This window comes from Rothia nasimurium (genome assembly GCF_928391935.1).
Lineage (GTDB): Bacteria > Actinomycetota > Actinomycetes > Actinomycetales > Micrococcaceae > Rothia > Rothia nasimurium_D.
The window spans coordinates 38,747-51,303 of record NZ_CAKMTD010000008.1 but is presented as its reverse complement, the minus strand read 5'-3'; the positions used below and the strand labels follow the sequence as shown (position 1 = coordinate 51,303).

Annotated in this window: 10 protein-coding genes; 2 read left to right on the top strand and 8 right to left on the bottom strand. The window is 61.0% G+C overall.

Annotated features, from left to right (window positions below):
• Window positions 1–28 precede the first annotated feature (28 nt).
• Complete coding sequence (locus L7A15_RS08625) at window positions 29–1,300, top strand: MFS transporter (RefSeq protein WP_272878630.1); 1,272 nt, start codon at window positions 29–31, stop codon at window positions 1,298–1,300.
• A gap of 107 nt (window positions 1,301–1,407) precedes the next feature.
• Here the strand turns inward: L7A15_RS08625 and L7A15_RS08620 are convergent, their stop codons facing one another.
• Complete coding sequence (locus tag L7A15_RS08620) at window positions 1,408–2,841, bottom strand: amino acid permease (RefSeq protein WP_237200470.1); 1,434 nt, start codon at window positions 2,839–2,841, stop codon at window positions 1,408–1,410.
• A 540-nt stretch (window positions 2,842–3,381) separates the two neighbouring features.
• Between L7A15_RS08620 and trmB the strand changes: the two genes are divergently transcribed.
• Window positions 3,382–4,203, top strand: a complete 822-nt coding sequence (gene trmB / locus L7A15_RS08615) for a tRNA (guanosine(46)-N7)-methyltransferase TrmB (protein ID WP_237208149.1) — start codon at window positions 3,382–3,384, stop codon at window positions 4,201–4,203.
• A 79-nt stretch (window positions 4,204–4,282) separates the two neighbouring features.
• Here the strand turns inward: trmB and L7A15_RS08610 are convergent, their stop codons facing one another.
• The 7 genes from L7A15_RS08610 to dnaK form a co-directional block, all read right to left on the bottom strand.
• Window positions 4,283–5,719 carry an alanine/glycine:cation symporter family protein gene (locus tag L7A15_RS08610; RefSeq protein WP_237212426.1) on the bottom strand — a complete coding sequence of 479 codons (1,437 nt, stop codon included), beginning with the start codon at window positions 5,717–5,719 and terminating at the stop codon, window positions 4,283–4,285.
• A gap of 147 nt (window positions 5,720–5,866) precedes the next feature.
• Window positions 5,867–6,952 carry an LLM class flavin-dependent oxidoreductase gene (locus L7A15_RS08605; RefSeq protein ID WP_423817283.1) on the bottom strand — a complete coding sequence of 362 codons (1,086 nt, stop codon included), beginning with the start codon at window positions 6,950–6,952 and terminating at the stop codon, window positions 5,867–5,869.
• A gap of 128 nt (window positions 6,953–7,080) precedes the next feature.
• Window positions 7,081–8,214, bottom strand: a complete 1,134-nt coding sequence (locus L7A15_RS08600) for an ATP-binding protein (protein ID WP_237212424.1) — start codon at window positions 8,212–8,214, stop codon at window positions 7,081–7,083.
• Window positions 8,215–8,384: 170 nt separating this feature from the next.
• Window positions 8,385–8,810 carry a heat shock protein transcriptional repressor HspR gene (locus L7A15_RS08595; RefSeq protein ID WP_237212422.1) on the bottom strand — a complete coding sequence of 142 codons (426 nt, stop codon included), beginning with the start codon at window positions 8,808–8,810 and terminating at the stop codon, window positions 8,385–8,387.
• 2 nt (window positions 8,811–8,812) lie between these two features.
• Entirely contained in the window at window positions 8,813–9,814 is a 1,002-nt protein-coding gene (locus tag L7A15_RS08590) for a DnaJ C-terminal domain-containing protein (protein WP_237212421.1), read from the bottom strand.
• 95 nt (window positions 9,815–9,909) lie between these two features.
• Window positions 9,910–10,515 carry a nucleotide exchange factor GrpE gene (locus L7A15_RS08585; protein ID WP_237188403.1) on the bottom strand — a complete coding sequence of 202 codons (606 nt, stop codon included), beginning with the start codon at window positions 10,513–10,515 and terminating at the stop codon, window positions 9,910–9,912.
• A gap of 2 nt (window positions 10,516–10,517) precedes the next feature.
• Window positions 10,518–12,365, bottom strand: coding sequence for a molecular chaperone DnaK (gene dnaK, locus L7A15_RS08580; RefSeq protein WP_237188402.1), 1,848 nt, complete (start codon window positions 12,363–12,365; stop codon window positions 10,518–10,520).
• Window positions 12,366–12,557 lie beyond the last annotated feature (192 nt).

The following is a 12,557-nucleotide window of genomic DNA, read 5'->3' as shown; positions in this document are numbered from 1 at the left end:
ACACCCCAGGCACCCCGAAGGAGGGCAGGTGAGCGATACCTTCGAAGGCTACCGGCGCGGCAGCCGCGAATACCGGCGGCTACTGATTGCCATGTTTGCAGCCGGGGTAGCAACCTTCGCCCAGCTCTACTCCCCGCAGCCCCTGATCCCGGAAATTGCTCGTGACCTGAACATTTCTCCGGACGCCTCCGCCCTCACCATGTCCTGTGCAACCGCTGGGCTGGCCCTCTGCACCCTGCTCTGGGCAGCAGTAGCCGACAGGTTCGGCCGGGTCCGCACCATGATGGCGGCAATCTGCGGGGCAACCGCCCTGGGCCTCACCGCCCCCTGGATTGACAGCTACCCCCTCATGCTCACCCTCCGCACCCTAGAAGGTGCCTTCCTGGGCGGTGTAGCAGGCCTAGCTGTTGCGGTCATAGTCTCAGAAGCCCACCCCTCCGCCAGGGCCGCAGCCGCTGGACTCTACATCTCAGGAACCAGTATCGGCGGGCTCTCAGGACGCATCATCGCAGGGCCCCTCTCAGAAATTGTGCCCTGGCGGATGGCCATGTTCGCGGTCTCCTTAGTCGGCCTGGTAGCCGCCCTCATTTTCTTCCTGCTGATTCCAGCCTCCCACGACAAGCCGCCCTCCCGCGCCACCGGGGCACGGACGTCCTCACCCAGGCAGGACGCCACCCCCAACCCCCACAACACGGCCCGCAAGGTAGCCGGGCTCTTCCGCACCCTCCCCATACTGGCCCTCTGGTTTGGTGGATTTGCCCTCATGGGATCCCTCGTCAGCGTGTATAACTACATCGGCTTCAAGCTGCAGGCCCCACCCTATTCACTCTCACAGCTACTGCTGTCCCTCATCTTCTTGATGTACCTCTTTGGAACCTTCTCCTCCAGCTACGGGGCCGCCCTGGCCCAAAAACGCGGACCCAAGGGAATCTTCATAGGCTCCTGCCTGGTCATGGCGGCCGGAGGCCTACTCACCCTAGCATCCCCCCTCCCCCTCATTGTGGCCGGACTCGTTATCTTCACCACCGGCTTCTTCTCCGCCCACGCCATCGCCTCAGGCTGGGCCGGAGCCATCGGCGGCAACGCCAAAACCCAGGCCACCGCCCTCTACAACTCCTTCTACTACGCAGGGAGCGCCCTCGTCGGATGGGGCACCGGGGTGATCTACACCTGGGCAGGCTGGCCGGGAACAGCCCTCACCTGCGTCGCCCTGCTCCTCATCTCCTCCTTATTGTCAGCCCTGGTCCTTCCCGGACGCCCACCAGCTACAGCAGGCCTGGCCGGGGCGGGGACGTCCTAACCCCAGACAGACAAACCCAGGAAGACAAACCCAGAAAATACCAAAGCCCGCCACCGGCTAAACCGGGGGCGGGCTCTCACGGTACCTACCGTTCAGGCAGGGAGGCTTTACTTGTTCTGGGACTTTTCAGTAGCGCGGGCAGCCAGGGTCTGACCCCGGTTAGAGCGGTGCACCAGCCACCAGCCCAAACCCAGCAGGGCGTACCAGACGGGCATTGCAATCAGGGCCTGGCGGGTGTCCTCATACATGAAAAGCAGCACAATAACACCAGCGAAGAAAGCCAGCACAGCGTAACAGGTCACGATACCACCGGGCAGCTTATAGGCCGATACCTCATGGAGCTCAGGGCGGGTCTTGCGGTATTTGAGGTAGGAAATGATGATCAAAGACCAGGTCACCACAGTCAAGACGGAGGCCACGGTGGTCACCAGGGTAAATGCCGTCATCAGGGAGTCACCTGAGTAGAGCAGAATCAGGGACGAGAGCAGCAGCACGGTGGTCAAGAAGAGGCCGTTACGGGGCACCCCGTTCTTGGAGAGCTTGGCAAAGAGGGCAGGTGCGCTGCCGTCCTGGGCCAGGCCGTAAATCATGCGGGAAGTTGAGAAAATACCTGAGTTCGCTGAAGACGCCGCACTCGTGATGACCACAAAGTTAATCAGATGGGCGGCAAACCCAAGACCTGCCAGGGTAAACATCTCAACGAAGGGGGACTTTTCAGGGTCAATAGTTCGCCAGGGGGTAACCATCAGAATCACAGACAGGGTGAGCACGTAGAAAATGATGATTCGCACCGGCACCGCGTTAATAGCCCGGGGTAGGGTCTTGGTAGGATCCTTGGTTTCTGCGGCGGTGGTGCCAATCAGCTCAGCACCCAGGAAGGCGAAGATACCAATTTGGAAGGCGGCAAAGAAGCCGGTTGCCCCCTGGGGGAAGAAGCCGCCATCGTTCCAAAGGTTAGCGACGGACGCCTGCGCCCCGCTCGGGGAGGTAAAGCCGGTCACTACCATAATCAAGCCCACGACAATAAGCAGAACAATTGCCACGATCTTAATGAGGGCGAACCAGAACTCGATTTCACCGAAGTTCTTGACGCTCGGCAGATTCAGGGCCAGCAGCAGGCCAATCAGGGCCAGGGCCGGGATCCAGGCCGGCAGGTCAGGCCACCAGAAGTGAACGTAGGCAGTAATCGCAATGATGTCAGCAACACCGATCACGACCCAGGTGAACCAGTAGGACCAGCCCATCAAGAAACCTGCGGACGGGCCGAGCAGGTCAGTGATGAAGTCGTTGAAGGTCTTGTACTTGAGGTTCGACAGTAGGAGCTCTCCCATAGCGCGGAGCACAAGGAAGATGATGGAACCGATAATGGCGTACACCAAAAGCAGTGAGGGGCCGGCTAGAGAGATAGTCTTGCCTGAACCCATGAACAGGCCGGTGCCGATAGCACCGCCGATAGCAATGAGCTGGATATGGCGGTTGGACAGGCCGCGCTGAAGGCCTTCGCCCTCGTGAATGTCAGGTGTTTGCTCGGCTGTTGCCACGAGCTTCCCCCTTATGGTTTGTGGTGTGCCGGTCTTCCCCGGAGCATTCACAGCGCTATAGAAGCGCACAAGGCCGGGTAGCCGGGCCTGAATTCATCTTTAAAGTTCAGGTCAAGTGTAAGCCCCAGAGAGGGTAAATACGCAACCACACCACTACCCGCCCACCTTAGTGTTTTCCGTCCTGATGCCCGCTCCCCCAGCCTCCGTCCGCACCAGATCCTTTACGCAGAAACAATTATCTCCCCAATAGTCCCTAAAAACACAGGCACTTCCCCAAAGAACAAAGCCACCTCGGCCACCCCTTCCACCACCCCCAGATCACCACAAGACTCCCCCTTTCCCACCCAGGGTTCCCATCGCCTAAGCGGCACCCAGCAATGGAGACGCCACCTGAGAAAACCAGGGAGAGAAAGACCCCGGCCTATAATAGGAAGTTCCTACCCGCCGTCCTGCCCGGTACTCACACCGACGGCAGACGGCCCCGGCGGCGCTTAGCGTTTCCGCGCACGCCGGTAGCCCCCAACCCCGAAACGGAGAGTTATGGAAACCAACAAACAGAAACAAGACCTAGCCGACAAGGCAGAACGCGCAGCAGCAGGGGAAGACCTCACCGCGCCCGTCCCTGAAAAGTTCCACCGCCAGCCCTACTCCTTCGTCCGCCGCGGCGACCGCCTCACCGCCCGCCGCCAAAAGGCCTGGGACACCTACGCTCCCACCCACGTGCTTGACCTGCCCCGCAACATCGGCGACACCTCGGTTGCTGAAGGCGCGGTCTTTGACCAGCAGGCCCTCTACGGACGCACCGACGCCCCACTCGTCGTTGAAATCGGCTCCGGCCTGGGCGAGGCCATCGTCAACCGGGCCGCCCAGGTACCCGAAGCCAACTTCCTAGCCGTTGAGGTCTACACCCCCGGCATCGCCGACCTGCTCCTGAAAATGGGCCAGGCCGGAGTTAAAAACGTGCGCGTAGCCCAGGCCAACGCCCCCGAACTGCTCGACAACCTGCTTGAAGAATCCTCAGTAGACGAGCTCTGGGTCTTCTTCCCCGACCCCTGGCACAAGGCCCGCCACCACAAGCGTCGCCTGGTCTCCCCCGCCTTTGCCGACAAGGTAGCCCGGGTTCTCAAGCCCGGCGGCACCTGGCGCCTGGCCACCGACTGGGAAGAATACGCCCTGGTCATGCGCGAAGTTCTGGACGCCCACCCCGACTTCACCAACGCCCACGCCGGTGAAAACACCACCGAAGACGACCCCGTCGGCGGCTGGGCACCCCGCTGGGAGGGCCGCGTCGTCACCAGCTTCGAACGCAAGGCCGGTGAGGCAGGCCGTCGGGCCCACGACCTGACCTACATTCGGTCCTAGCTCAAAAATTGAATGTGCCACTTATTCCCGAGTGTTGAGGTCTAACTACCCCGCTCGGGAATAAGTGGCACATTCGCGTTTAATGAGAGTCGATAGCTCCCGGCTTACCCTCCATGAAAGCATCAATATCCGACTTGGACGCTGTGAGCTGAGGATCGTTCGCCAGGTAGTACTTAGTTTCCCTCACGATCAGGCCCGACATAAGGAGCAGGCCAATCAGGTTGGGAATAGCCATCAGCCCGTTCGCAATATCAGAGAAGGTCCAGGCGACCGAGAGCTCCATGGTGCAGCCGAAATAAATAATGACGGCGAAGAAGATACGGTAGGGGATCACACCCCGGCGGCCCACCAGCCTCTCGATGTTGCGTTCGCCGTAGTAGGCCCAGCCCAGAATAGTGGAGTAGGCAAAGAGCACCAGACCCACGGTGACAATAATGCTACCGGCTGGCCCAATCACCGAGGCAAAGGCCTGGCTGGTCATGACAGAGGCTGCTACCTGTTCACCGCTGGGGTCGGTTGCCTGCCACATGCCGGTGACAACCAGCACCAGGCCGGTGCAGGTCACCACGATCATGGTGTCAATGAAGGTCTGGGTCATGGAAACCAGCCCCTGACGGACCGGGTGGGTGGTCTGGGCAGCGGCTGCTGCAATAGCAGCAGAGCCCATACCCGATTCGTTAGAGAAAATGCCGCGGGCTACACCGTACTGCACAGCGTACATGAGTGAGGCCCCGGCAAAGCCGCCGACAGCGGACGTGCCGGTGAAGGCGTCCGAAAAAATCTGCCCCAAGGCACCGGGTATTGCTGAGGCGTTGACGCTCAGAATATAGAGGGCCCCGCCCACGTAGAAGAGGATCATTACCGGCACGAAACCGGCGGTCACCTTACCAATAGATTTAATGCCGCCCATTAGCACAAAGAGGGTGATAATGGCCAGGACGATGCCGGTGAGGCCGGTGGGCAGGTGGAAGGTGTCTTCGAGGTTGTGGGCGATGGAGTTGCCCTGGGCGGTATTGCCGATGCCGAAGGACGCCAGCACGGCGGCTACCGCGAAGAAGAGGGCAAGGAATTTGCCCAGGGGGCCCTTGATACCCCTTTGCAAGTAATACTGGGGGCCGCCGGAGATTTCCCCCTTAGCGTCGGTGGTGCGATAGCGCACGCCCAGGAAGGCCTCGGAGTATTTGGAGGCCATACCGAAGAGGGCGGTGATCCACATCCAAAAGAGGGCGCCGGGGCCGCCAATAGAGATTGCGGTGGCAACACCCACGATGTTGCCGGTGCCCACGGTAGCTGCCAGGGCGGTGGTCAGGGACTGGAACTGGGAGATGTCGCCGCCGGGAGCGTCCTCGTCCTTGCGTTCGAGGAAGGCAAGCCGGTTGGCGACGGCTAATTTCGTGAGCTGGATGAAGCCCAGCCGGATGGTGAGGTAGATACCGGTGCCGAGGAGCAGGGGTATCAGCACGAAAGGCCCCCAAAGCAGGGAGCTAATCGCACTCAAGATGTCTTGAAGGGTCATGTGTTTTCCTTGGGTCCGTCGCTGTGGTGAGGGAACCGGCGCGACGTGCGTGATAAAGGCAGCGCCCCACCTAGCCTCGTGGCCGGTGGGGCGCTCTTCTACTATATCGCCAGGGACAGGTCCTTCTACGGTGGTGTTAGATGACTATTACTGGTCTGAGAGGAGTTCCCTGACGCGCGGTAGCACCTTGGTGCCGTAGAGTTCGATTGAGTTCAGGGAGTGTTCGTGGGGCAGGGGGCCGTTGGAGTATTTGAGGTCGAAGCGGTTGATGCCCAGGGACTTGGCGGTATCAGCAATCTTCTGGGCAACGGTTTCGGGCGAACCCACGTAGAGGGCGCCGTGTTCGACTTCGTGTTCAAATTCGCGTTCCCCGGCCGGACCCCAGCCACGTTCGGCACCGATCTTGTTGCGGTTAGCGATCCAGTGCTCTCGCAGTTGCTTGCGAGCTTCTTCGTCTGTGTCGGCGATGTGGCCGGGTGAGTGGACGGCAATGGGTAGGGTTCCGTTGCCCAGCTGCTCGTTGGCGCGGCGGTAGAGGTCGGTGTAGGGCTTGAAGCGCTCAGCCGGCCCACCAATGATGGCGAGCATGAGCGGGGTCTTGTACTGGGCCGCGCGGGCAACAGATTCCGGGCTGCCGCCAACAGCCAGCCAGTGCTTGAGGGTCCCCTCGGTCTTGGGGTAGATCTCCTGGTTGACCAGGGGTTCACGGTTACCGGGGTTCCAGGTGAGGGGTTCTTGGGTGATGATTTTGGTGAAGAGGTCGAACTTCTCAGAGAAGAGGGAGTTGTAGTCTTCGAGCTTGTAGCCGAAGAGGGGGAAGGACTCGGTGAAGGAGCCGCGGCCGAGCACTGCTTCGGCCCGCCCCTTGCTGAGGGCGTTGATGGTGGCAAAGCGCTGGTAGACGCGGATGGGGTCGTCGGAGGATAGGACAGTGACGGCCGAGCCCAGGTGGATGCGCTCGGTGGTGGTGGCGAGGCCCGCCAGGATGGTGTCGGGGGCGCTGACGGCATAGTCGGGGCGGTGGTGCTCACCGATGCCGAAGAAGTCGACGCCGACGCGGTCAGCCAGCTGGCCCTGTTCGAGGACGTTGCGGATCACCTGGGCCTGGTGCAGCGGGTTTCCTGCGAGGTCGACGGTGGTGTCGCCGAAGGTATCTAGGCCCATTTGGAAGTCGGTGTTGTCGACGCTGGGTAGGCCGGGGCGCAGGTCGGGGGAGGTGCTGATGCTGGTCATTTCGATTGCCTTTCGGTGCAGTCTTGATCGTTTACAGGAGGTTCAACACCAGCCTACATTACTTTATTCCGAAAGTATTTTGGTGGGATTTCAGCACCCCACTCTCCTGAGCACAACCCCGTGAGCCCCTACCCCTCCAGCGAACGCAAATACTCACGCAGCCCTGGCAGGGTGAACTGGATCTTCCCATACCCAGCCGGCTCAATAAGACCAGTTGCAATGAGCCTTGAGCGGTAATTCCCCACCGTATTTTTAGCTGCGTCCATGCGCTCAGCAATCGCAGAAACAGCAGAAACCCCGTCATCAACCGCCATAGCCTGCAAGAAATCAAGGTCCTTAGCCGATACCGTCGCCAAGGCTGATTCGATCACCATTCGCCGGTTTCTACGACGGGCTTCATCAAAGGCCAACCTGGCGTCCTCCTCTGTTACAACAGACCCGGGTTCCAGCCTCTCTGCTATCTTCCACAGGTGATACCCCACAAGCTGAATCATAAAAGGGTACCCACCCGTTACCTGCGCCGCCTGGGCCAGCACAGCGTCCTCAATAACAACATCAAGCGGCTTGAAAGTGTGCCGGTAGGATTGGGCGACGTCCTCAACTGCGACCGCCGCTAAATCAATTCGGTCTGCCCGCCGCAAAAAGGTAGCTACCCCCTCATTGAGCAGGTCTGACACTGCCGCAGGCAAACCTGCAAAGACAAGGGCAACCGGCAGGGACTCACGGATATAGTGTTGAATCCATGAAGCCAGCAGAGAAAGTTCCTGCCGGTCTGCTGCGTGAATCTCGTCGAGGGTAATCAGCAGACCGGTGCCCTTTGCATCCAAGATGTGCAAGAGCTCTTTCAAGGAATGACGGGTGTCTACCTGCTCCTCGGGGAGCAAGGTAGTGCTGATAGAAACCCCAGCTACCGCTACTCCCGTCAGCCTCCTCGTGGGAGGCTTCTCACCAAGTTCCTGTTGATAGGTCCGGGCTAAGGCCCCGATTCGCTCAGAAAACCCCGGCGTAGCTGTTTCAGAAATAACGACCCAGCCCTCCTGCCGGGCAGCATATTCAGCTTCATTCAGCATGACTGTTTTCCCGACGCCTCTAGCACCGGTCATGACAGTCAGCAGGCCAGGGGCACCTGACCTGATTTTTAGACCGTAGGTGAACTCATCAAGTACGCCCTCTCGGCCTACGAGCTGGGGAGGCTCAGCGCCCGCAGTGGGTTTGAAAGGATTAATGTGCCGTGTGTTCGAGGTCTTGTGTGAAACAGCCATAAACCTATTTTATGTACTCCTGTGTACCTTGTGTACTCCTGTGTACCTTGTGTACTCTTGTGAATCTTGTGTACTCTTGTGAATCTTGTGTACTTTCGCCCCTGACCTGGGCAGGGACTGCTTAAACAGCACGGTGCCCCTGGCTGTAGCCAGGGGCACCGTGGTCAGTTTTAGCGGGGCCGATAAAGCACGACGGCCTGGGATTTCGGGCGGGCGGCTGGACGCTTACCCCGGGCCAGGTGGACGGCGCCACCTGAGGTTCCGGCGGCGAAGACGCGGCTCCCCTCCTGCAGGCGGTTACGCAGGGCCTCATTCTCAGCCTGGAGCTCCACCATGCGGGCCTGCAGGGCCTCCACCTGGTTCTCAAGCTGCATAATGCGCTTAATGCCCTCGAGGGAGACGCCGGACTGGGAAAGTTCCTGAATCTCCTGGAGTTTCTGCACGTCGCGTTCGGAGTAGCGACGGGCCCGCCCCGGGGCCCGCTGGGGCTGCACCAGCCCTAGCCGGTCGTACTGACGCAGGGTCTGCGGGTGCATACCGGCCAGTTCGGCGGCTACTGAAATCACGAAGAGGGGGCGGTCAGAGTCGAGTGCCATGCCTAGTCACCAGCTTTCCGGAGGAGGTCCGCACGGGGATCAGCCTGGGGGGCCAGGGCCAGGAAGGTGTCCAGGGCGGCCTCGGCCTCGGGGGTGAGGTCGGTGGGTAGCTGCACTTCGGGGATCACCAGCATGTCGCCGGTGCCCTTCTTGGTGACGAACCCGCGTCCCTTGGCACGCAGTTTTCGGCCGGACGGGGCCCCGGCAGCCAGGCGGAGCTTGACGCTGCCGCCGTCGAGGGTGGGGGCCTCAATGATACCGCCCTTGAGGGCTTCTTCCAGGGTGACGGGCAGGTGCACAAGTAGGTTGTCGCCCTCGCGGTCGAAGACGGGGTGGGCGTCGACGCGGACGGTGACGATCAGGTCGCCGGGGCCGCCGTGGCCCGGGTGGCCCTTGCCTCGGGCGCGGATTTTCTGGCCGTCCTTGACGCCGCGCGGCAGGCGCACCTGGGTCTGGGAGCCGCCGGGGCGGAAGACGGTAACTTCAGCCCCATCGTAGGCCTGCTGGATGGTGATGCGGGCGCTAGTGGTGGCGTCCTCACCCTTGGGGGCTGAGAAGCCGCCGCCGGGGAAGCCCCCGGCCCCTCCGGGGAAGCCGCCTGCGGAGCGTCCGGCCCCGCCGAAACCAGCACCGCCGCCGAACATGCCGCCCAGCAGGTCTTCAATGTTGATGCCTGCTCCGCCGCCGCTGGTGGAATAGGTGAAGTTTCCGCCACCGGCACCACCGGGGAACCCACCCGGGAAGCCGCCAGCTCCGCCGAAGCCTGCGGCCCCGTACTTACGGATCTGGTCGTACTCTTCCTTCTGCTTGGGGTCTGAGAGCACGTCGTAGGCTTCTGAGACCTCCTTGAACTTCTTCTCGGCGGCCTCATCGCCGGGGTTCTGGTCAGGGTGGTACTTGCGGGCCAGCTTGCGGTAGGCCTTCTTGATATCTGCCTCGGAAGAATCCTCGGCTACGCCCAGTACCTTATAAAAATCTTGATGGAGCCAGTTTTCGCTCGCCATGTGCCTCTCCTTCCGAGGTAGATCTTATGTCTTTTAGGGGGTAGACAGAGCGGGCACCTAGCCTGACCTATCAGGCCGGGTGCCCGCCCGCGTCCTTATTCTGCTACCGCTACGGCTACCTGGGCGGTGCGGACCACGCGGTCCTTGACCTTATAACCGTTGCGAAGAACCATGGAGATTGAATCGGGCTCAACCTCGCTGGTGGGCTGCTGCAGGACAGCCTCGTGAACCTGGGGGTTGAAGGGTTCGCCGACTTCGCCAAAGCGCTCCAGGCCCTGCTTGGTCAGGGTCTCTTCGAGCTTGTTAGCGATAGCGGCAAAGGGGCCTTCTTCAAGGTCACCGTGCTTGCGGGCGGCATCGATATCGTCGATAACGGGCAGCAGGGCGGCAACCAGGTCGGCGATCACGAAGTCGCGCAGCTGGTCTTTTTCCTTGGCGGTGCGGTTCTTGTAGTTGGTGAACTCGGCCTGAAGGCGGCGCAGATCCTCAAGACGCTCGGCGGCCAGGGCCGCGTCAGCGCTCTCAGCTGCCTCTGCACCGTCGCCGGCCTCAGCTGCGGCAGATTCCTCATCTGCCGCAGCGTCAGCAGCTACACCTTCGGGCTCGGGGTGGCCTTCAGCTGCCGGGGCGGCGAAGGCTTCCTCCAGAGGGTCGGTGCCCTCGGGCTGGTTATCTACGGGCTCCTTGGTGTTCTCAGCCATGGTTAGTTCTTCTTCTCGTCTTCTTCATCGATTACTTCGGCGTCAACGACGTCGTCGTCCTCAGCCTTGGCGCCTTCACCGGCTGCGGCATCTGCCTGAGCCTGGGCGTAGAGAGCCTCGCCCAGCTTGGTCTGAGATGCCTGCAGCTTCTCGAAAGCGGCCTTGACGGCGTCATCGTCTTCACCCTCGAGGGCAGCCTTCAGGGCGTCAACATCGGCCTGAACCTCGGTCTTGACGTCCTCGGGCAGCTTCTCGTCGTTTTCCTTGATGAGCTTCTCGATGGAGTAGGCGGTGTTCTCAGCAGCGTTGCGGGTCTCGGCGGCCTCGCGGCGGGCCTTGTCCTGCTCGGCGTGGGCCTCGGCGTCCTTGACCATGCGGTCGATGTCTTCCTTGGAGAGGGAGGAGCCGCCGGTGATGGTCATGGACTGCTCGGTGCCGGTGCCCTTGTCCTTAGCGGAGACGTGGACGATGCCGTTGGCGTCGATGTCGAAGGTAACTTCGATCTGGGGGACGCCGCGGGGGGCGGGGGCGATGCCGGTCAGTTCGAAGGTGCCCAGGTTCTTGTTGTCGCGGGTGAACTCACGCTCGCCCTGGAAGACCTGAATCGATACTGAGGGCTGGTTGTCTTCAGCGGTGGTGAAGGTTTCAGAGCGCTTGGTGGGGATCGCGGTGTTACGCTCGATCAGCTTGGTCATCACGCCGCCCTTGGTTTCGATACCGAGGGAGAGGGGGGTGACGTCGATGAGCAGGACGTCCTTGCGCTCACCCTTCAGCACGCCTGCCTGCAGGGCAGCACCCATGGCAACGACCTCGTCGGGGTTGACACCCTTGTTGGGTTCGCGGCCACCGGAGAGTTCCTTGACGACCTCGGTGACGGCGGGCATACGGGTTGAGCCACCGACCAGCACGATGTGGGCGATGTCTGAAACCTTGACGCCTGCTTCAGCGATAACGTCGTTGAAGGGCTTCTTGGTGCGCTCGATCAGGTCTGCGGTCATGTCCTGGAACTTGGCGCGGGTCAGCTTTTCATCCAGGTGGATGGGACCCTCGGGGGTCACGGAGAGGTACTGCAGGGAGATGTTGGTGGAGGTTGCTGAGGACAGTTCCTTCTTGGCCTGCTCTGCTGCTTCGCGCAGACGCTGCAGGGCGATCTTGTCCTTAGAGAGGTCAGCGCCGGTCTTGGACTTGACCTGCTCCAGCAGGAAGTCGACGATGCGCTGGTCCCAGTCGTCGCCACCCAGGCGGTTGTCGCCTGAGGTTGCACGAACCTGAATGGTTGAGAAGCCGTCTTCGTCCTTGCCAACTTCAAGCAGGGAGACGTCGAAGGTACCGCCGCCGAGGTCGAAGACCAGAATCAGTTCGTCTTCGTTACCCTTGTCGAGGCCGTAGGCCAGGGCTGCTGCGGTGGGTTCGTTGACGATACGCAGGACGTTGAGGCCCGCGATTTCGCCGGCTTCCTTGGTAGCCTGACGCTCGGCATCGTTGAAGTAGGCGGGGACGGTGATGACGGCGTCGGTGACCTTGTCGTTCAGGTAGGCTTCAGCGTCACCCTTGAGCTTCATGAGGGTGCGGGCTGAGATTTCCTGGGCGGTGTAGGCCTTGCCGTCGATGTCCTGGGTCCAGGTGGTGCCCATGTGGCGCTTGACGGAAGCGATGGTGCGGTCGACGTTGGTGACGGCCTGACGCTTGGCGACGTCACCGACCAGAACTTCGCCGTCCTTTGAGAATGCGACGACGGAGGGGGTGGTGCGGGCGCCTTCTGCGTTGGCGATGACGACGGGCTCGCCGCCTTCGAGGACTGATACAACTGAGTTGGTAGTACCGAGGTCAATACCTACTGCGCGTGACATATTTACTCCTTATGGTTGGTTATCTTTACATCTTTCAAACAAATTGAGTCTTGCAGGCTCAACCCGTTTGTCTTGATATCTAGTGTGCCCTTCTTTGGGGTTCTTGTCAATAGAGTTGAGTCAAAAAGACTCAACTTTTTTGCGTAAGTTTAGTTGAGGCTTGTGGGGCCGGGCAGGAGGGACCCACCCGCC